Raw genomic sequence first — 22,125 nt, forward strand, 5'->3', positions numbered from 1 at the left:
GCCTTTAATCCAATCTTATGAGCAAGAAAAAAAATAGCTACGCCGCGCTGCCCTTTATCCTAAAGCCTTCTTTCGTAAAACAATTTCTATTGCTCTTTTTCCTCCTATCTGGAATCTATTCTTTCGCTCAGGAAAAAGCAACAGCACCCGCTAGGCCTGTAGCAGAGAAAGGCAAGCCTTCTATCTTTACAGACGATGAACTGGCTTCTAGCGATTATCTGGCTTCCATAGAAAGAGCCGGAGAGCTGTTGGACGATGCCAAAAATAAAGGAGCGCTTGATGCGAGCGTATTGTTTCTGCTGGGCGAAGTCCATCAGACCAAAGAAGCCTTAAAGCTTATCGATTCGAACCTTGGGTCGCAAAATAACGGTAACGTGCGCAACCAGCAGATGTACCGAAAAGTGCTTTTGGAACTACAGCAAAAGTTCGAGATTTACTGGAAAGCGCTGAATGAGAACGATGAAAAGATTGTGAAAATTAGAAAAGGCAACAAAAGCATTCTTAAGGATACCGTTTTTGCCAAGCTGATAAAAGACACCTTGCGTATTAATGAATTTCGTCCGCAGCTGAAAGACTTAAAAGCAAAATGGATTACAACGGATAGCCTGCTGAAAGCCAATATCGATTCGCTTAACAGCTGGAAAAAAGGCATTACTGAAAAAAGAATGCTGATTTCCAAAGACCTTATCCTTGTGAATGAACGCCTGAACAAATCAGGAGTTTCTCTTTTTGGCAGTGAACATCCTAACTTATGGAGCACCGACCAAAAAGCCAAAACGCAAGAAATGCAGGCTTATCTAAAAGATAAATTCAATGCCGAGCAGAAAGCATCAGCTTATTATTTTAGTTACAGCTTGGGCAGTACTTTCATGCTCCTGCTGCTTGCCGGACTGTTATGGTGGTGGGTTAATTTCAACTTAAAATCCCTAAAAAAGGCACAGCGGCTTGAAAACTTAAATGTATTCCAGTTCCGCTATCTGAATCATAGTACTATATTCCCTATCATCGTGATAGGACTCAATATAGCGATTGCCATAAACCTGTATGCTCCTGCCCTGTTTATTGAATTCATGCACCTGGCACTTCTGGCAACATTGACTGTGCTATTCAAAAAGATATGGTCAGAAAAGGCATTCCGTAACTGGCTGCTGCTGGTTGTTCTTTTCGCTTTGTTCTGCTTCCTCGATCTTTTTGTAGAAATCAGTCAGTTACAGCGTTGCTTGTTTGTGCTGGTAAACCTTGCCTGTATTCGCTTCGGATTTGCCTACCTGCAGACTATCCGTGATGAAATGTATATCAAGGGTCTTTTAAAATATGCCAAAGTCTTGTTTATCAGCTTGAACATCCTTGCAGTACTTTTTAATCTTTTCGGACGCGTATCTTTAGCCCATACGTTGAGCCTAGCGGCTATCATCGCCTTGACGCAAGTAATCGCGCTTTCTGTTTTCTTGAAAATTATCTTAGAAATAATTACGTTGCAGATTTATACGATTCGTATCCGAAGGGGCATTGACAAGATTTTTGATTTCAAGAACCTTGAAAAGAACTTGAAAAAACCTTTCATGCTTCTTATTACTTATCTGTGGGTCATTGTTATCGCTTCGAACCTCAACCTTTCTAGCGTATTTTATGATGTCATCACTTCGATCGTAACGACAGAAAACAAAATCGGGAACTTTACCTTCACCGTCGGTAATATATTGCTTTTCTTGCTGATTGTCTGGATAGCCCATATCATCCAGAAATATGTAGCTTATTTCTTTGGAGAAATAGACGATGAAGATGAAGAAAGCGTTAACAAAAAACAACATTCCAAACTGCTTATCACAAGATTATTGCTTTTGATATTAGGATATCTATTGGCTATTTCGGCAGCCGGAATTCCTTTAGACAAAATTACCATCGTACTTGGAGCACTAGGTGTCGGTGTTGGTTTGGGACTTCAGAATATCGTAAACAATTTTGTTTCGGGCGTTATCCTGATTTTTGACAAGCCGATACAGATCGGTGACGTAATTGATGTAGGTGCCCAAACCGGAAAAGTCAAGACCATCGGATTAAGGACGACCAAAATCGATACGTCTAATGGCGCTGAAGTCATCGTTCCGAACGGAAATATATTGTCACAAAATATCGTAAACTGGACGTATACTAATAACTCTAAACTGGTTGACTTGAGTTTTACATTGCAGGGAGAGATTTCTCAAGAAGCAATCAAGAAAACGATCATAGACTGCATCAGTACTATCCCGCTAATCTATTCTGAAAAAGAGCCACAGCTTTTTTACAGTTATATTTCGGATACCAAGCATCAGCTTAAGATTCAATTCTGGTGCAATATTTATAGGACGGAAACGGCTATCAGTGAAGCAAGGATTGCATTGTATGACGGTTTTAAAAAACAGGGTGTTGTTTTTGAATAATACAGTACAATTCTAAACTAAAAACTGGGACACGCATAATACATGTCCCAGTTTTTTTTATGAATAAAAAAATAGCTTGTCTACATTTTTTCTTTTAGCATCAATTCTTTGATATATTTAACAGGAGCGCTGCCATAGCTAAGGAATTTCTCGTGGAAATGCTTTAGGTTAAAGCTTTTGCTCTGCTCCTTTTTAAGCTGTTCTCTAAAGTCATAGATTTCAGTATAGCCTGTAAAATACGAGCAAAGCTGTACTTGCGACAGGGTTACGCGTTTCCATTTGCCTTCTGCTTCAGCATCTTGCTGGAAAGCTTCTTTGGTCAGCAGATGGATTCCTTCTTCTTTAGACATATTTCGGGTATGCACGCTGTTGTCCAAAATAGTATTACAAATTGTTCTCAGATTCCATTTATAATACATCAGCCACATTTCGTCTGAATTCTTGTAACCGCTCTCTAGCATCATTCTTTCGGTATAGACTGCCCAGCCTTCAATCATTGCACCATTACCTAGGATGGCCTTGATAATACTCGGCGATTGGTTGCTGTAGACCAGCTGCGTATAATGTCCAGGAATCGCTTCATGGATGTTTAAAATCTGTAGGATATAGTCGTTGTATTCTCTCAGGTAGCTTTCGGCATCTTCTGCCGACCAGCCTGAAAGACTTCCGACGTTATAATAGGTATTTCCGTTTTTATCGTAAGGGCCAGGTGCCGAAATAGAAGCGCCTGCCACGCCCGCCATATAATCTGGTTCTTTGCGAACGACTAAAGGCTTGGACGGATCGATATAAATTAGGTCTTTTGTTTTTACATAAGAGATCAGTTCTGGAATCTGCATTTCAATCTGCGACTGGAACTTTTCAGGCGTCGTATGCTGTAGTGAAATCTTGTCAATTACTTGCTTGATTAGGTCTAGCCTATCTGTCGGTTTTGGCGCATTGCCTAAGTATTTGCTCCATAATTTATCTGCCAGTGCAAACATCTTGTCGTGCAGTTCTTTTTTCTGGCTGATGGATTTTTGATAAATCTGTTCGGCATTATAGCCCGACTGGATATCGAAATTAAACTTCTTGGCATACAGTTCTTTTCCGAGTCGGAAAGAGCGCGGTGTCTTATTGTCCAGCTTCTGAAGCCAGTCGGCATAGTCACGGATGGCTGTTACGGCTGTAGTCGCTTTTTCAAGAATAGCATCCTTCTCTTCCTTGCCTAGCTTGCTTTTGTCTACGGCTGCCTTAAGGTCTGTTTCAAAAACAGAAATACCGCCTAAGTTTTGCGCTATCGCTAGCTGCGTATGTTCTACCGTAGGGTTCTTGATATTTTTTTTCGCCGCGGCATAATAGGCCGGAATATTGTCCATCTTAAGGCTGATGTTTTTCAAGCGCGCTTCGAGCGAATCGTAATTGCCATTCAGCATTTCAGCAAAAGAACTACTCACGTTATAGGAAGAAGGATCCCATTCGTCTGATTTTACTTCCTTAATAGTAAAGACCACGTTTTCTAAAAGATTCTTGATCATATAGAAATCGGTCTTATTGTTGTCTGACAGGTTTTCGAGCGAATATTTCTTTAGCGAGTCCAATTGCGAATTGGAAAACTCCAGCTGTTTTTTCTCATAGGCCTCATCAGGAATCACCAAAACGCTATCGTATTTATGATAACCTTGGCTTGAAGCCCAACCAGGATTAAGCTTCCATAGCTCATCGACAAAATGTTCTTTGTAGTTTTCAAAGTGAATATCTGCAAACTCATCGGCCTCTACTTTGGCGGTCTTGTTGCAGGAATAAAGCAAACCTAAAACAACTAACGAAAGTAATGTTCTTTTCATATAAGGAATAAATTAAAGCCTAAAGATAGGAAAATGTTTATGAGGTTGAAATTATTTTGAGGTTTTATAGAAATCTAAAAGGAGTAATTTCGTTAGATAAATTTAATGAATATATTCGCTCCAAAATTGGAAATATTGCAAATCATTAATCAAGTTATTGCTAGGCTTATCCTATTCCATCACTTAAAAAAACAGCTGGAAGATGAGCATGCAGAATAAGCATGCAAATGAAGGGCAGTGGCTTGTTTTTAGTATATTTGATTTGTGGCATTTGCCGGAAGTCAACACTAACAAATAGCCATTCCTTATTTTGACAGTATGAAAGAAAAACAACATTATAAATACACTACCCTATCCTTTGTCTTGATAAACATCTGGACATTGTATGTTTTTTTTGATTATTTTGTTACAAGACATAAAATATTTAGCGAAACGGGATTATTCATTTTCTTCGTTAAAAGTATTTTTTTTTGCATAGTTCTTGGAGTGACCCTGATTCTTTTGAGACTTTTCTATTTTAAGAAAAAGCGAAAAGACAAATTGAGAGCCAACTTCTTTTATATTTTTGCAGGTGTATTTAATTTGTATGTTTTTATCATTTGGCTTATTTGTCTTTTCTTAAAATTACTTCCAGCTGATACGCCTTTAGCATTTTATATGCTTGGGAATCTCACGATAGCACTATTTATTGATTTTGATATTTACTATAAAAAATAAGCATAGCGTCATAAACGGCAATCACACATCTTTTTAACCAACAGCAACATGTCTATCACAGAATTCGAAGAATATAGAAAAATGGTTATAGGCAGGGTCCTGACAAACTTATTTTTCACGAAACAAGACGGCCCCTATGATTATATGCCTGGAATATCGCCTGCTTATTATTTTTGGACTGTTATGGAACTGGACAATAGCACAAAACTCCGCTTCGGGAATGACTATATAGTGGAATGGGATGGTAAAGAAGAATTGATTGTCTTAACAAATTATAATTGGGAACTATCCGAGGATATCATTTTTAAAAACCAAAAAATAACAAACTTAATAAAAGATGATTACGACCAATTAATCTTCCATTTAGAAAACGGAATAACAATAATTCATACTATCGACTATGGTGATGCATTGTTTATTGAGAACCAAACTAATATGCAATAACATCCAAAGCTATAAATTAAGCATACATATCAAAAAAATTGCCTATTATCTTAATCTTAATTTTTTTTACGCTTTCATTACATAAAATCTTATAATATCACTTATTCTACTACTGTCTTCTTGCACTTTTCTTCTAGGTGAGTCCATAGTGAGTCCATAATGACTCCATAGTGACTCTATAAAAAACATTATTCTTATAGACTCACTATAGACTTACTATAGAGTCAGTATAGAGTCATATGCAATGCAACAAAAAGAAAAGCCAAATAAGAATTAGACATTATAGTGCAGATTGCCAATAAAATTATGTCTTACGAACATAAAAAATCCCAAGAGAACTAATTCTCTTGGGATTTTAATTTTTAGGTTCAGGGTTTATCTAGCTTTCCCTGCTCCTATTGGTATTACTTAGTTTTTAACCAATTTGAAAGTCGCAGTACTTGCACCATTCTCTAGTTTTGCCGTGTAATAACCCGCTGACAGATGTGAAAGATCAATTACGTTATTCTCTTTCGGAGTCAGGGCTGCAGTGAATACTTTTGCACCCAATAGGTTGTACACATTAATTGAAGAATAAGGTGCGCTTTCTTGGCTCAAATCGATATTGAACAAATCGCTACTTGGATTTGGATATACCTTTATGTTGCTGAAAGTTGGATTGGTATCGATTTCAGGCTCGCTTACATATACTACGCCTGTACCTCTTGACTGCAATCCTGCATCGCCAGAAATTCTAGTAACAAATCCTGCAGATAATCCGTTAAATGTTTTGAACCTTCCGCCTACGATTACCTTACCGTCTGGCTGTAGTTTTAACGCTCTAATATGGTTGTAACAGAACGGACAGCTAGAAGAACCTGGCAGGTCTGTTGTTCCAGAGCCGATACTGAATGTAGTATCCCATGTTCCGTTGGTGTTTAGGCGTATCATCTTTTTCACGGCACTTCCGTTAAACGTAGTAAACTCACCGCCAATAATGATCTTGTTGGTAACCGGTTCCATGATTACGGTATTGATCCCTCTATCTACACCTGTAGTAGTATTAAAAGTCGGGTCAATCTGTCCGTTAGACAATAAACGCACGATACATTTTGTATTGGTACCGTTGTATTTAGTGAAGCCACCCACAACTACGATTTTGCCGTCTGGCTGCACAGTTGCTCTTGTCAATGGACTGTATATAGAAACGTCTAGATCTTGGTAATTTATCGTACCAGCAGTATCTCCTGCCAAGAATCCAGCATCCAATGTACCATTAGCATTCAATCGAACGATATTTTTTGCTGTAGCGCCTGCAACCGGAGGAGAGAATACACCTAGTAAAATGATTTTTCCATCAGGCTGTACCGTTATCGAATGAACAACCGATCTGAAATAGGTATTCAATTCTGTAGGATTAAAGGTAGCATCTACTGTACCGTTAGACAGAAGCCTAGCAATTCCTAGTTTTTGTACGCCATTATAATAGTAGAAGTCACCTCCTACCAAAATTTTTCCGTCTGTCTGAATAGCCGCTGCATGACCGATATTGTTAGAAAGACTTGGATGTCTTGCCGTGCCTACACCACCTACGTTAAAGCTGGTATCTACACCTCCATCAGGTAATAGTCTTGCTACACATGAAGTGCCTCCAAATATAGGATTGGCTGCGACAACAATAACTTTATTGTCAGATTGTATCGCCATTCCTCTTGCTTCTTGGTTTCCTGTATAGGTAAAAGCAGGGTCTAAAGTAAGATCGGTATTCAATCGGGCCATATTAATTTTCGACACGTTATTGTAGGTCGTAAAGTATCCTGAAATGATAATCTTGCCTGTAGACTGCAATCCGATATTATTAACCGAATTGTTAGCTCTTATGCCTGGCAACGTACTCGTACCATTCACCACGATAACAACTGTTGCCGTATCTGTTGCATTACAGTTTCCTGTGCCACTTAATGAATATGTCAAAGTATATGTACCTGATGGAGTATTAGCAGGAACATTAATCACTCCAGTACCGTCAATACTAGCTCCAGTAATAGAGATCGGATTCACCAAAGCAAAAGAAACATTTGATAAAGATGCCGGAATAGACAATACGCCATTATAGTTATCATTTGAATAGACGCTAGGAGTAAGTCCACCTGTGATGCCATTTACTGGTATGCTTGAGAAGTTGTCATTTACAGCGTCTACAGGAATCGTGTTCGTAGATGTTGTAGTTACGTTGATTGTGTCATACAATGTCGTAGGACAGCCGCTCGAATTGGTATACGTATACGCAATAGTGAAAGTGCCTACGCCTGTTACCGAAGGATTGAAAGAATAAATACCACCCGCTACTGATACGCCAGGACCAGAGAAAACTCCGTCTGTATCTACGTCAGACAGATAGATGCTCAAGTCATTCAGCCTTTGTGTGCTACAAACGGCAGTTGGAAGTTCAAATGTTGCACCGTTAGTAGGAATCAACACTACATTGTCTAGATAGTATCCTCTAAAGTGTTGCTGATAATCATCAGGACCTTGGTTATTGTTATTATAAGTACAACTTGTGTTATTTACTGCAGCAGTATTGGTTACAAGTCCTGCATTGTTTAGCAATCCTAAATATAAGTATTGTTCGCCTCCTGTAGTTGTAGTGAAGGTAAAGGTAATCGTATCCCAACCACCACTATTTCTTATTATAGAAGGGGAAGTCAGCAGATTAGCCGGATTCGGAATGCTTACATCCATATTAGAATTTATAGGCAACACAGCAGTATTGGACAAATAAGCCTGCAAATAGCCTGCATAGCCGCTCATTCCATCACATAGAGACACATCAAAGCTTAGCTGATAAGTAGTGTTGGCCGACAAAGGTGCTTTTAACATTGTATACAAATGCTCCTTGCCTCCGTGACGGCTAGTTCGTATTTGAGCATAACCGTTACCGATATTATTGTTTGCTGCTTGAAATCCAAATATGTTACAAGGAACACCAACCCAAGACGCAAAAGTAGTCGAGCCTGGCAATACAAGCCCATTAAAGTAAGATGGAGAATATTGCGCATTGGCATTTGGATAGCTCCACCCACAAGCTCTTATTATTTGGCTAATTTGAGTAGGCAATGTAGAATATTGCTCAAAATCACCATTCATTACCATATTGCAGGCAGTAGGTGTCGGACTGCATCCACCAGGATTTGGCGGCGGTATGATATAAACATATAAATAGGTAATATTACCTCGCTGTGTGCCATTTATCGGAACATAACGCAACAAATGCAAACCAGGAACTGCCGTCGTAAAGTTGACTGTCGTACCCGAAGTACCGGCTGTAGCAGAAAGCGTCGCTGCTCCAGTAATGTCTTGAAGACATTCAAATCCTGTAGCATTTACGTCATTAGACAAAAGTATGTTTCCTGATATAGCCACATTTGTACTAGTACCACCAGTTGTAGTGATTGCGCCTGAAAAAGTATAGGAGCCGTTTGCACTTACACCATCATTCAAACCTGCTACGATAATACCCCCGCAAACTGTTCCTCCATAATTGAAGAAACCGCCGCTTGTAGTACTCGAACCGTAAGTAGTCTTTACGCTATAGCCCATATCACACAAAGTCCTTCTCTCTTCTGCTTTCAGGTATCTTTTTGTAACACCTTTCGCGATGCTATTGCTTACTACGAAATATGTATCATTGCCATTAGGACTGGCACATGAAGGATATAACATGTCTTCAAAATGGCTCAAGCTACTTCCTAATTCAAAGCAAGTCGGCGTATAAACTGGCACGGTAGACGATCCTACGTATCTTATAGCATTGTTGCAAACCGTAGTGTTAAGCGAGCCTGTACCCAAATTGTCTGGCAATGTACAACCCGGACGCAATACTGTTGGCGATACGGCAGAGTTGAAATTTACGTTATACATAGAGCAACCTCCAATTGTCAACAAAGGCACATTGGCATTCGTTCTTAAAAAAGTATCGTATCTGCTGTAATAGCCCGCTCCTGTTATAGAAGCTCCATTCTGATTGATAAAGCTACCAAAACCTAAAGCATGTGTTACTTCGTGAAGTACTACAGTGTACAAATCATACAAGTTGCTAGGCGCATTGGTTGTTAAGTCAGTATGCCATTGAATATTGGCATCCGCAAAATTAAAAGCAATCTCCCCATGATACAGATTGACTGAACTGCCTAAATTGGTATAAGAATCTTGGCCAAGATGTATGGTCTTCCATATCTCGCCATCCAAGATACCTCCAGTGGTGATACTATTATTGCTAGGCGCGATGTAGTAAGAAGATGCAGAGCCTAAAACTCCTGCCGGAGCAGAGCCAGAAGCAATATCTTTCACCCAGATGTTTACTTTTTTTCCGCTAGCCGTCAGCGGGGAATTGATAAAATTGGAAAGGTCTTCAAAAACTTTGCAGACCACTGCCCTACGGGCGTTGTGAACTGGATCCGCTGTGTTTTCCATTCCACAGCCGTCTTCAAAGTATAAATTAAAGTAGGAAGTCGAAGAGCAGGTAATCTGTTGCGCTCTTTGCAACATCCTTCTTCCTGGAGTAATGATCATAATGTCCGAAAGAGAATACTCTTTACCATATCGGTCGTATACTTTTTCAAGTACGCCCTCTGGTGACAGTTTTGGATCAAATAATACAGGTTTCGGCTCGAACTCAATAGGAATGGTTCCCCGTTGAGAATAACCTGTAAAAAAGCTCATCAGCATCAAAAATGCTAATAAAAGCTGTTTTGTCATGTGTTTGTTTTTTTTCATACGATTGGATTTAGGGTAGCTAAGTTAACGAAAATTAACATTTATTAATATTTTTTTAATAAGAAAAAGAATACTTTTAAAAACCCTTTATTTACGTGGCTTCGCACATTGTTTTCTTATAATTTTGACTTTCAATTTGCGATAATTTAATTTTTTTAGCGTCAAAAAAATCTCAATACAAAGTACAAATAGATTTTATTTTTTAGATAAATAGCTTACTGTGTTACCCTTATACTAGTTTTATATACAATCGGTATTGATTAGTTTTTTGGAGAGTTTTAGTGTCGCAATTCGCGAATCCTATTTTAGTTTTCCTATATAAATAGGCTGCTGGCAGGTACGGAAAGTCAGTCGGAACATACTTGTAAAAACACGACATTAGTTTCTGATTCAAATAAAATCCTACCTTTGCCCTACTCCTTCAAAAACATAATTTCTATGGATTATGACAAATTTATCTTCTGCCTTGAAGCTGTTCCCGATATCGAGACAGAAACTACGACCGAGGTTTTTAAAAGCCTAGAAAAACTTGCATTACAGACAGGTATTGACAGCATCTATAAGACCTGCGATACGATTGAAGGACTGGAAGAAAGCTTAAACGTTTTGCTTTATGAAGACCATAATTTCAAGAATTATGAAATCATCTACCTGATCATGCCTGGTGAAGGAAATACGATCTGTCTGAACAATTATTATTACAGCCTCGAAGAGATAGCCGAAATCTTTGAAGGAAGAATGAAGGGCAAGATTCTGCATTTTGCTAATGCAAAGCCTTTGGATTTAAGTGAAGAAGAAGCGCAATATTTCTTAGATATTACGGGAGCTAAAGCCGTTTCGGGCTATGGAATCACATCCCGCAAGGCCACGAGCAGCCAGCTCGATAATGTTTTCTTCAGTCTGTGCCAAGATGAAGATGATGTAGTCGAAATTGTAGAAGCACTACATGAAAAATATTATGCAGCCTGCAAGGTGTTGGATTTTAGGCTGTATTATTAAACAGCAACAGCCGCTTTTACAAGCAGCTGTTTTGAACTTTTATTTGTTTTTTGAAATTAACGCGTCAGCCAACCTCTCCTGCCCGCCGTAGCTATCGCATAAGGCATAATCCAGAATAATCCGAAAGTATATAACAGACTGTAAGAATAGGCCCATAATGATTCCGAAAAATTATGACGTTTTGCATAGAAAAACACAGGGAAACTCGATAAGATCAGGATGCCCAAAAGCGTTGAGCTAAAAAACAGTACGGGGTGTATCAGTATAAAATACAACATGAATAACAGGAACGGATAGGCCATAGCAATAGTCAAGAACTGGTTGAGAAATAACAGCCTCGCTCCTACTTTAGAGCCTTTTCTAAAATTCGTGAAGACAAATTTCGACATCATCAGGTTTTCTCGTACGTTGCTTCTGCCCCATCGGATAAACATTTTTGACAAGCCACGGTATTTTTCTGGCACGTTTGTAAGCACGTAAGCATTTCTCTGGAACAGCACATGATGGCCTTGCTTTAAGATCATATTGGTCATGGCACGGTCTTCACCTATGTCTGAAGCTTGTCCCATAAACGTCTGGTTGATCCATTCTTCAAGGCAGGCAAATACGGCCGTGCTGCGGTAAGCCGCCAATGCGCCTGGCGTGCAAAGCACAGAGCCGACTCTGCTTTCTGCCGAACGTATAAATTCAAAGCTCATCACAAAGCTCACGTTGAGCATTTTCGGCAACATGGCTTTCTCATTGTTCAATACCTGAACATTTCCGGCCACCGCACCGCAGTTTTCATCCACTACAAACGGGCTGACCAAATTTCTAAGAGTATCGGTCTTTACGATAGAATCGCTATCAATCGTTACAAAAATTTCTCCTGTACCCATATTAAACCCGCGGTAAAGCGCATGTCGCTTTCCTTTGTTTTCGGGCTGCTGATAAATTGACAATCGGTCGCCCAATCTTTTTTTGGCTTCCTGCATCCAATACCAAGTATCATCCTTGCTTCCATCATCGATTGCTAACAACTGTAGTTTTTCTTGTGGATAATCGCTTTCAGCTATGCTCAGTAGCGTATCCCATACCAACTTGCCTTCATTATAAGCCGGAACGATTACAGTGCACGTCGGCAGTTCTTCATCGGTTACAGACTTGATTGGCTTGTAGCGAAAATAAAGGTAAATATTATAGAGCATAAAGCCCGCCTTGAACAATAGCAATACGCTGGCAAGAACCAAGAAAGGAAAGCCTATGACCGAATTTAGACGTTCGATATTGAATTCGTAAAATTCGGGCTGCAATTCATACGCCAGATAGGCACCTACCATCAGTAACACGAAAGTACCTGCTAGTACCATCATGTTTGCCTTTCTGGGATATCTCAAAAAAAGCATTTTTTCTAGGATCAGGCTGTTGATTTTAAAAATAAAGCTGGTCAATCCTTGTTCGTCGGCATGGATATCATTTTGGGGGTAAAATTTTGTAGAAGTAATTGTTTCACTTTTCATGCTATACTACTTAAATTAATAATGGGTTTGGTGGTGTGTCGTACGAAGGCTTTTTTTCTTCCTAATTTTCTGTTGAGGAAAACCGTAATGAAATGTAAGTAAGCACGTACAGCAACACGATTAGCAAGCCTCGTGCCATTTGGCTTATCCTTATAATTAGGGGCTTTAGAGCACTTGTCGTTTCCACAAAATGTAGATTTTTTTAATAGAGAACAACACAATTCCCCAATGCAATTGTGGATTTTTGGTATGATTTAGATTGAAGAAGTAACTGCTCAAACCTTCAATAACTATACTTTTTATGGACATTATTGTTTAGCAGACATAGCTTTTTCGAGTATAAAAAAAGCCACTCAAAAGAGTGGCCAGGGAAAATAGTCAGGAAATTTTTGAATAGGCTACTTGTAAAAAAGTGGTAGTGTTCGGTTAATTTTTACAGGGATATTGCAGTTTTATGTCTTGGATAATCAGTTCGGCGTTAGGTTTGTTTCCGGCAGGAATAAAAAAATAAGAATAGATGATGCCGTCTCCAAGATCGGTTTTCATAAACTCCATCATGTCTCTATGATAGGCAATATACACCAGGCTGTAGCGCTTGGGTAAAAACAGGGAGCAGGCGATGCATACCAAGTCGGTTACGGGTAATATTTCTAATCTGCTCGGCCTGAATTCCCAAGCTTTATACGTTTTGCTCAGCCCTTCTACTTTGCTTTTGGGATGCAGGAACTTACAAAAGTTCATGTTTTTTCAATATATGAGAAACGACCATCTTTTACTTTTTCAACAGCTAAATGTATTGTTTTTATTAAAATTCATGATGTCCCGGTGAGTAGAATTATTACTACATCTTTAAACAAACAGATTCGATTCAATTTTTCTTCTTTTCATTACAAAATACTTACCGCTTCTTTCACTTTCAACTGTAGTATTGTAACGGCTTCTAAATTTACGGGCTTTTAAAAACTTAATCATGAAAAAAATTACGCTTTCCTTCTTCCTCCTTATCCTTTTTGTTACCCAAATCGCAATGGCGCAAATGATCGAAACAGTCCATCCAATTCCTAAAGAATCTAAAGTGACATTTGGCTTTTTTGAAGGAACTGTTATCGCAGGCTATGTAGATAAAGGCGGTTTCTTGAATTTTACGGGACCAAACGTCAGCTTGACTTCCGGAAAATCAAAACTATTGCTAGGCATGCTTCCTTCGCTGCGCTTCAAGGAAGACAAATCACAAGTAAAAAATTCTTTTGTCATGCCTACGCTCGGAATGGGACTTACGTACAGCTATAAAAAACTAGCCCTACAGATACCTCTGTATTATAATGCCAAGACAAGTACGGCAGATGGAAAATGGAATGTGGGTATTGGCGTCGGAATAAAATTGAAATAAGTAAAAAAAGAAAGACATGAACAATTAGTTTGCATGGTTCGACGTCATGGAGCGCCAAGCCTTCTATAGAGCAGATTCAGTTGATTCAAAACCTTTTACCTAAAAAATAGACAACAAAAAGGTGTAGATTTCGCTACACCTTGTTTATTTATATCTAAAATCTAGTACGCCATCAGCTCTTTCAAAACATCTTCAAATCGGCTCTTTGCCAAGAATTGATCTTCGAGCGCTTTTGTAAACGGAATCGGCGAATCAAGGCTCGCTACACGTTTTACAGGACCGTCAAGATATTCGAAACAATGCTCCATAATCATGGCAGAAATGTCGCTGGCAACGCCGCCAAACATTGTATCTTCTTGCAATATGATTGCTTTTCCTGTCTTTTTTACAGAAGCAAAAATAGCTTCGGTATCGAGAGGCTGCAATGTTCTCAAATCTAATAAGTCTGCAGAGATTTCCGTATTTTTTGCCAAAGTCTCCAAAGCCCAATGCACGGCAGCTCCAAAGGCAATAATAGTTACGTCTTTTCCTTCTTTCAGCAATGATGCTTTTCCTAGCGGTAATGTATAATAATCTTTAGGAACGTCTTGGTATACGCTTCTGTACAATTGCTTGTGCTCAAAAAACAATACCGGATTCGGATCGTTGATCGACGTATTTAAAAGTCCTTTAGCATCATACGGGAAGGCTGGATAAACTACTTTCAAGCCAGGCGTTTTAGTGAACCAAGCTTCATTGGTCTGCGAGTGGAAAGGCCCGGCTTGAGTTCCGCCACCGCAAGGCATTCGTACTACGACATCAGCATTTTCGAGCCAGCGGTAGTGTGATTTTGCCAAAAGATTTACTATTGGATTGAAGCCTGTCGATACGAAATCGGCAAATTGCATCTCTACAATGGCCTTATGCCCGTTGATTGAAAGTCCCATTCCTGCAGAAACTACAGCACTTTCACAGATTGGCGTATTGATGACCCTTTCTTTTCCGAACTGCGCCACAAAGCCGTCGGTAATTTTAAAAGCACCGCCATATTCCGCAATATCCTGTCCCATGATCACTAGGTTTTCATGGCGTTCCATCGACTGCTTCAAACTGGTTGAAATAGCGTCGATCAGACGGATATTTACTTTTTTATCCGAAGGAGTAACTTCTTCAAAATCATAAGGTTTATACACATCATTTAACTCTCCTTCATAAGTAGCTTCAATTTCTGGCTCGGCCTGAACCATTGCCCAATTCTCATCAATTTCTTTCTTGATTTCGGCACGAATTTCTTCGTCAAGTTCAGAAGTAAGCACATCTGTTTCCGAAAGGTATTTTCTGTAATTGTCTACCGGATCTTTGATCGCCCATAAATCCATTAATTCCTGAGGTACATATTTAGTACCGCTGGCTTCTTCATGGCCGCGCATTCGGAACGTCTTGAACTCTAATAGCACAGGTCTTGGCTTTTCGATCATTGAAGCTTTAAGCTCTGAAAGCTTAGTAAAAACTTCCAGAATATTATTTCCATCGATAATATGCGACTCCATGCCGTAGCCGATTCCTTTATCAGCCAGGTTTTCACAACGGTACTGCTCGTTCGTAGGTGTCGATAGTCCGTAACCGTTGTTTTCGATTACAAACATTACTGGCAATTCCCAAACCGACGCAATATTCAGTGCTTCATGAAAATCGCCTTCACTGGTAGCGCCTTCGCCTGTGAAAACTGCTGTTACCTTTCCGTTTTTCTTTAATTTATTTGCCAAGGCGATTCCGTCGGCAACTCCCAATTGAGGGCCCAAATGCGAAATCATTCCTATAATCTTATATTCTTGTGTCCCGAAGTGGAACGAACGGTCGCGTCCTTTTGTAAAACCATTAGCTTTTCCTTGCCATTGCGAAAACAAGCGATACAATGGGATATCTCTTCCTGTAAAAACGCCAAGATTTCTGTGCATCGGAAGAATGTATTCGTCTTTATCTAAAACGGCAGTAACGCCGCAAGCGATTGCCTCCTGCCCGATTCCGGAAAACCACTTGGAAACTTTTCCTTGGCGGATCAAGATGAGCATCTTTTCCTCAATCAGTCGGGGCTTTAAAATTCTTTTATATAAGTCTAACAGTTGGTCGTTGGTCAGGTTTTTTCTGTCGAAATTCATAATAGTTACGAAAAGGTTTGCGTGTTTTTTTAAGTTGTCCAAAAGTATAAAAAAATAACAGCATAAACTCGTAATGTTACAGAATTTTCAATTGTTGATAACTTTTAAAATTAAATTCTCAAAATAATCTATACATTTGTGATAACAAGGCTTGACGCCTAGCAAAGTTATTAACATATATTTTTAAAGAGTATGCAAAATATTCCTAGTGTTGACTTGCGTGATTTCCTTTCGGATGACCCGAAACGTAAACAAAAATTTGTAAATGAAATCGGAAAAGCTTTTGAAGACATTGGCTTCGTGGCTTTAAAAGGTCATTTTTTAGATGACCAATTGGTAGATGAATTGTATGGCGAAATCAGAAATTTCTTCGCCCTGCCATTAGAAACCAAATATAGTTATGAAATTCCAGGAATTGGAGGACAGCGTGGTTATGTTTCCTTTGGAAAAGAACATGCAAAGGGAAGAAAAGAAGGTGACTTGAAAGAATTCTGGCACTTCGGACAGTATGTAGACAAAGATTCCAAATGGGCTAACGAATATCCAGACAATGTTGAAGTAAAAGAACTTCCTCGTTTTAATGTTGTGGGAAAAGAAGCTTACCAAATGCTTGAAAAAACAGGTATTTATGTACTAAGAGCTTTAGCCCTACATTTAGGATTGGATGAGTTCTATTTTGATAAATATGCAGAAGAAGGCAACTCCATCTTAAGACCTATCCATTACCCGCCAATTACACAAGAGCCTGAAAACGCGATTCGTGCTGCAGCTCATGGTGATATCAACCTGATTACCCTTCTTATGGGCGCTCAAGGACGTGGCCTTCAAGTTCAGAACCACAATGGCGAATGGATTGATGCTATTGCAGAACCAGACGAATTGGTGATTAACGTAGGCGATATGCTTTCAAGACATACGAATAATAAGCTGAAATCTACAATCCACCAAGTGGTCAACCCACCAAGAGAATTATGGGGAACTTCGAGATATTCTATTCCGTTTTTCATGCACCCAGTAAGCGACATGCGATTGGACTGTTTGGAAAACTGTATTGATGACCAAAATCCAAAACTATACGAAGACATTTCGGCTGGAGAATTCCTTCACGAACGTCTGGTTGATTTGGGATTAATCAAAAAATAAGTTTTACATTTATACTTTAATTAGAAAGACATTGAGTTTTGCTTGATGTCTTTTTGATTTTTTCAGAACGCAGATCTGGGCAAATCACGCCGATATCCGCTGATTATTAGCCACGTAAATTTAGAATAATTATGGAAACAGATGAATTGCTCCACAAAGAATTGACTGGAGCCATACTAAAATTATATTATGAAGTTTATAATGAACTGGGATATGGTTTTCTTGAAAGAGTTTATCAAAACGCTATGTTTTATGAGCTAAAAGCCAATGGTTATAAAGTCGAAGCACAAAAAAGAATTCCTGTCTACTATAAAGAAATCATGGTCGGAGATTATTTTGCCGACCTTATTGTAAACGACTGTGTGATTCTAGAATTAAAAGCCGTAGAGAGCTTGGCAAAAGAACATCATTATCAAATCATAAACTATCTAAGAGGAACAGATTGTGAAGTTGGATTAGTCTTGAATTTTGGAAAAAAAGCAGAATTTATGAGACGAGTCTACGAAAATTACCAAAAATAAAATCTGCGAATATCAGTGCGATCAGCACGTATCCGCGTCCAATTAAATGCATATGGACTTACAAGACCAACTAAAAAAACTATTCCCAGACCACGAACCGTCTGAAGAAATTGAAGAAACTGCCGCAGAACCCAAAGAACTCTGGGTACAGAACGAGCCGATGATTTGCAAATTTGAAAAGCGAAAAGGAAAACCTACTACCATAATCGAAGGTTATACCGGCGCGGACGAAGATTTCAAGATATTAGCCAAAGAGCTAAAAACCCGATTAAGTGTAGGCGGCACTTTTAAAGACGATTCCATTATTATTCAAGGCGATTACCGCGATAAGATTATGGCTATCCTTAAAGAAAAAGGCTTTAAGGTAAAACGTGTTGGCGGATAAGAACGACCTCAATTTACAAACAAAAAACTTAGTAACTCAGCAACTTTGCCTTAGCAACTTATAAAAAATGATACAATCCTCAGAATTAATATTAAACCCTGACGGCAGCGTCTACCACCTGAATCTAAAACCAGAACATATTGCCAACGATATCATCTTTGTAGGCGACCAAAACCGCGTCGAGAAAATAACGCAGTTTTTCGACAAGATCGAATTTTCTACACAAAAAAGAGAGTTTAAGACGCAGACCGGTATCTTCAAAGGAAAAAGAATCACCGTAATGTCAACAGGAATTGGTCCTGACAATATCGATATCGTAGTAAACGAGCTCGATGCTTTGGTCAATATCGACTTAGAAACCCGTCAGCCGAAAGAAGAACTGACATCGCTGAACATCATACGCATCGGAACTTCAGGATCATTACATAAGGATATTCCTGTAGACAGCTTTGTCATGTCTAAATTCGGACTCGGCCTAGACAATATGCTTCGCTCCTACCTAATCGACAGAATTTCGGAAGATGCTATAGAAGAGGCCTTTATTCACCATACAAATTGGGACATCCGAAAAGGAAAACCTTATGTGATACGATGCAGCGAAACACTGGAAAAACTGATTGAAAGCGATAAAATCTTTAAAGGAATTACCGCAACTGCCGGAGGATTTTACGGTCCCCAAGGACGCGTACTGCGCTTGGAAATCCAAGACCCTCAGCTAAACGGCAAGATGGATAATTTCAATTTCAACGATAACAGGATTACCAATCTTGAAATGGAAACAGCCGCTATCTACGGATTATCTGCCCTGCTCGGCCATAATGCTTTGTCATTAAACGCTATCATCGCCAACCGTGCAAGCGGTACTTTTAGCGAAGATCCTTATAAAGCTGTAGACGAACTGATTGCTTATACTTTAGACAAAATAGCACAAGGCTCCTGATGATGCAAGATGTAATTCGTAAATTCGAGAAATTGCTGGACCAAAATCTTGACTATATCAAGAAGGCAGACAAAGCAATTTTAGAATTCCAACCAGAAAATAAATGGTCTAAAAAAGAAATTTTGGGACATTTAGTTGATTCTGCTATCCATAATCTCATACGATTTACGGAAATACATTATGTTGCAAAGCCTTATGTTTACAGAACTTACAACCAGAACGACTTGGTTAAAATCAATCGTTATCAAGAAATCGATATTGAGGAATTAGCACAGTTATGGCTTTCGATCAACAAGCAGATTTTAAGAGTTTTTAAGTCTGCAAGTGAGGAAACACTGCAGTATGAAATCGAGCTCAACGACAAGTCAATCGTCAACTTAAGATTCTTGATGACCGATTATGTTGACCACCTAGAACACCATATCAACCAAATAAAAAGCAACTAGTTAAAAAAGATGAAAACACTAAAAATAGCAGGAGTACCAGAGCATTTCAATCTACCTTGGCACCTTTGTATCGAAAATGGAGAATTTGAAGCACAAGGTATTGATTTGCAATGGACTGATGTTCCGGAAGGAACCGGAAAGTTGTGCCAGATGCTACGCAATGGCGAAACCGATATTGCCGTAATCTTGACAGAAGGAATTATCAAAGATATTGTAGCTGGAAATCCAAGTAAGATTGTTCAGGTATACGTACAGTCGCCTCTTATCTGGGGCATCCATGTAGATGCTGCTTCTGACCATAAAAAGCTTTCTGACCTAAAAGACACCAAAGCTGCCATCAGCAGGATTGGTTCCGGATCTCAGCTTATGGCCTATGTCAATGCCCATAATCAAGGATGGAAAACAGAAAACCTGCAATTTGAAATCGTGAATACTATAGATGGTGCAGTTGAAGCATTATCAAGCGGCACAGCTGACTATTTTATGTGGGAACGTTTCATGACCAAACCCTTGGTTGACAAGGGCACATTCCGCAGAATAGCCGACTGTCCTACTCCGTGGCCTTGTTTTGTAATTGCCGTTCGAAATGAAATACTAGAAAATGATCCAGGTAGCATCGAAATATCGTTGGATGTAATCAACCAAACGACCGAAGAATTCAAGGATATTCCAAGCATCGACAAGACTTTATCTTCTCGATACAATCAGAAAATCGAAGACATCCGAGAATGGCTTTCGTTAACAGAATGGTCGCAAAAGCCCTTGGATAATAAAACGTTAAACAATGTCCAAAATCAGCTATTGGAACTTTCTCTTATTGATAAAAAAGGTACTTTTGCAGATATAGCAAAAATCTAATCGTAGATTGGCCTTTGGGTTGATATGGTAAAACAGAGTAACATAGACTTTCAAAAAATAAAGGAGAAGCTTCAGGTCAAAAAACCTTGGGACAGCGTCATTATTTTTGTGCTGAATATTTTGATTGCTATTCCAGTTTTTATTATCATCCACCAAAACATTATTGACCCGAACTGGTATTTCCACATCGATAGGATTTTGCTTTTTCTGGCCGTAGTAGTAGCTATTCAATTGGTGCTGAGATTGATGAAAACTATTATTATCCTTTGTATCGCCTTATACCTGATTGCCTTGATTTATGGTAGCTTGTTTGGTAACTATGGCTTCAACAGTGTTTTCGAAGACTATCGTTCTATGGTCTATAGTATGTCTGAAGACCCAAATCCACAGGACATCATTATTTCAAAATTATTGCCATTTCCGAATAAGTCAAAAATTCTAAACGCTATCGAATATGACAATCCGAAAGTGCGAAACTTTGCATTGCTGGCTACTACTAAATATTTCAGGAATGTAAAAGGCTATAGCGAATACCGACGTCAAATCCAGAGTTTTGCGGTTTTCAAGGAAATACAGAGTCGTTGGAATTATGTAAGTGATCCGAAGGGAAAAGAATATATTGCCCGCGCGACAGAATCCTTGATTCACTTTTCAGGTGATTGTGATGACCATGCGATTCTTATGGCAGCCTGTGTTCGTGCTGTAGGCGGTACGCCAAGGCTGATTCACACTGGAGGACATATCTATCCCGAAGTCTTAATCGGAAACAAAACGGCAGACTTAGAAGCAATCAACTATTTAATCAAAGAAGTGCTTTTCAAGCAAGAAAGCAAGGGCAAGGAAATTCATTATCATATTGACGAACGCGGCCAGATTTGGCTCAACCTTGATTATACTGCGACCTATCCCGGCGGACCGTTTATGTCTGAAGAAATTCTTGGTGCTTTGACTTTGAATTAATCCATACCAATATAATTAAGGGAATTTGGTAAATTTATTTTATGTACTGTCTGCTCAAAATCAGGCAATCTTTTTTCTATATTTACAGACAGTTTCAAAAACACGACTATGAAAAAGTGGCTCTTCATTGCATTAATCGCCTTCCAGTTTTCAAATGCTCAAGACGGTTCCAATATCCTTGCTTCCAAACAAAACGAAGTCAAGTTTGATGTGCTGTCTGCTATCGCATTTTCTAAAATTCATATCAGCTATGAGCGCTTCTTGAATGAAGATTTTTCTGTCGGTATTAGCGGCGGATTCCAAGACAGCAAGAATGCGAAGGAAGATTTCGATAAAGGTTATGATCGTACGCTGCCGAAATACGAGATCAATCCTTTTGTAAGATATTCTTTGTCACAAAGCCAAAAAAGCTTCTATTTTGCAGAACTATTTGTCTCAGCAAATGGAGGGAAGTATAGAGAATTACAGCGTTTTGTAGACGAAGCTGGCAACGGTTATTATGACACTTTTGAAGATAATTATACAGATGTAGCCATTGGCGGTGCTGTAGGATATAAGCTGTACATCCAAGAAAAGTTCGGGCTTGAATTGTTTCTGGGAATGGGAAAAAATCTTTTCAATACCGACAAAAGTCCTGAAGTAGTACCGCGCGTCGGCTTAAACTTTGGCTACCGATTTTAA

General features: G+C 39.1%; 17 protein-coding genes. 12 read left to right on the forward strand and 5 right to left on the reverse strand.

The annotated features are described in order from the left end of the window. Positions 1-17: 17 nt before the first annotated feature. Positions 18-2,423, forward strand: coding sequence for a mechanosensitive ion channel family protein (locus CLV94_RS13840; protein WP_121377090.1), 2,406 nt, complete (start codon positions 18-20; stop codon positions 2,421-2,423). An 80-nt stretch (positions 2,424-2,503) separates the two neighbouring features. On the opposite strand, the gene CLV94_RS13845 is transcribed toward CLV94_RS13840, so the two are convergent. After that, positions 2,504-4,249, reverse strand: a complete 1,746-nt coding sequence (locus tag CLV94_RS13845; protein WP_121377091.1) for a DUF885 domain-containing protein — start codon at positions 4,247-4,249, stop codon at positions 2,504-2,506. Between the two features lie 765 nt (positions 4,250-5,014). Between CLV94_RS13845 and CLV94_RS13855 the strand changes: the two genes are divergently transcribed. Next, positions 5,015-5,410: a hypothetical protein gene (locus CLV94_RS13855; RefSeq protein ID WP_121377093.1), complete on the forward strand. Its 396-nt coding sequence runs from the start codon at positions 5,015-5,017 to the stop codon at positions 5,408-5,410. Between the two features lie 408 nt (positions 5,411-5,818). Here the strand turns inward: CLV94_RS13855 and CLV94_RS13860 are convergent, their stop codons facing one another. Continuing rightward, on the reverse strand, positions 5,819-10,165 hold the full coding sequence (locus CLV94_RS13860) for a T9SS type A sorting domain-containing protein (protein WP_121377094.1): 4,347 nt from the start codon (positions 10,163-10,165) through the stop codon (positions 5,819-5,821). A gap of 438 nt (positions 10,166-10,603) precedes the next feature. Between CLV94_RS13860 and CLV94_RS13865 the strand changes: the two genes are divergently transcribed. Then, a complete protein-coding gene (locus CLV94_RS13865) occupies positions 10,604-11,164 on the forward strand; it encodes a DUF6642 family protein (RefSeq protein ID WP_121377095.1) in 561 nt (186 codons plus the stop codon). 56 nt (positions 11,165-11,220) lie between these two features. On the opposite strand, the gene CLV94_RS13870 is transcribed toward CLV94_RS13865, so the two are convergent. Together CLV94_RS13870 and CLV94_RS13875 are read right to left on the reverse strand one after the other, a co-directional pair. Continuing rightward, entirely contained in the window at positions 11,221-12,663 is a 1,443-nt protein-coding gene (locus CLV94_RS13870) for a glycosyltransferase (protein WP_121377096.1), read from the reverse strand. Between the two features lie 426 nt (positions 12,664-13,089). Further along, positions 13,090-13,404 carry a hypothetical protein gene (locus CLV94_RS13875; RefSeq protein WP_121377097.1) on the reverse strand — a complete coding sequence of 105 codons (315 nt, stop codon included), beginning with the start codon at positions 13,402-13,404 and terminating at the stop codon, positions 13,090-13,092. 229 nt (positions 13,405-13,633) lie between these two features. Between CLV94_RS13875 and CLV94_RS13880 the strand changes: the two genes are divergently transcribed. Then, positions 13,634-14,053, forward strand: a complete 420-nt coding sequence (locus CLV94_RS13880) for a hypothetical protein (RefSeq protein ID WP_121377098.1) — start codon at positions 13,634-13,636, stop codon at positions 14,051-14,053. Positions 14,054-14,214: 161 nt separating this feature from the next. Here CLV94_RS13880 and CLV94_RS13885 read toward each other — a convergent pair whose 3' ends face one another. Beyond that, positions 14,215-16,191, reverse strand: coding sequence for an alpha-ketoacid dehydrogenase subunit alpha/beta (locus CLV94_RS13885; RefSeq protein WP_121377099.1), 1,977 nt, complete (start codon positions 16,189-16,191; stop codon positions 14,215-14,217). 192 nt (positions 16,192-16,383) lie between these two features. Between CLV94_RS13885 and CLV94_RS13890 the strand changes: the two genes are divergently transcribed. The 8 genes from CLV94_RS13890 to CLV94_RS13925 all read left to right on the forward strand — a co-directional run bounded on the left by CLV94_RS13890 (position 16,384) and on the right by CLV94_RS13925 (position 22,125). After that, the gene (locus CLV94_RS13890) at positions 16,384-17,334 is read left to right on the forward strand and encodes an isopenicillin N synthase family dioxygenase (RefSeq protein ID WP_121377100.1); all 951 of its coding nucleotides are present in this window, start codon (positions 16,384-16,386) and stop codon (positions 17,332-17,334) included. A 131-nt stretch (positions 17,335-17,465) separates the two neighbouring features. Next, a complete protein-coding gene (locus CLV94_RS13895) occupies positions 17,466-17,855 on the forward strand; it encodes a GxxExxY protein (protein ID WP_121377101.1) in 390 nt (129 codons plus the stop codon). Positions 17,856-17,907: 52 nt separating this feature from the next. Then, a complete protein-coding gene (locus CLV94_RS13900; RefSeq protein ID WP_121377102.1) occupies positions 17,908-18,240 on the forward strand; it encodes a translation initiation factor in 333 nt (110 codons plus the stop codon). A gap of 67 nt (positions 18,241-18,307) precedes the next feature. Further along, positions 18,308-19,180 (forward strand): nucleoside phosphorylase, encoded by an 873-nt coding sequence (locus CLV94_RS13905; protein ID WP_121377103.1) that lies wholly within the window; start codon positions 18,308-18,310, stop codon positions 19,178-19,180. Beyond that, positions 19,180-19,626, forward strand: coding sequence for a DinB family protein (locus CLV94_RS13910; protein ID WP_245982579.1), 447 nt, complete (start codon positions 19,180-19,182; stop codon positions 19,624-19,626). The genes CLV94_RS13905 and CLV94_RS13910 overlap by 1 nt, the downstream gene beginning before the upstream one ends. Positions 19,627-19,635: 9 nt before the next feature. Further along, positions 19,636-20,484, forward strand: a complete 849-nt coding sequence (locus CLV94_RS13915) for a substrate-binding domain-containing protein (protein ID WP_121377104.1) — start codon at positions 19,636-19,638, stop codon at positions 20,482-20,484. A gap of 24 nt (positions 20,485-20,508) precedes the next feature. Continuing rightward, positions 20,509-21,444, forward strand: a complete 936-nt coding sequence (locus tag CLV94_RS13920; protein WP_121377105.1) for a transglutaminase domain-containing protein — start codon at positions 20,509-20,511, stop codon at positions 21,442-21,444. Positions 21,445-21,552: 108 nt separating this feature from the next. Then, positions 21,553-22,125, forward strand: a complete 573-nt coding sequence (locus CLV94_RS13925; RefSeq protein ID WP_121377106.1) for a DUF3575 domain-containing protein — start codon at positions 21,553-21,555, stop codon at positions 22,123-22,125.

Origin of the sequence: Flavobacterium endophyticum (genome assembly GCF_003634455.1) — a bacterium.
Taxonomy (GTDB): Bacteria; Bacteroidota; Bacteroidia; order Flavobacteriales; family Flavobacteriaceae; genus Flavobacterium; species Flavobacterium endophyticum.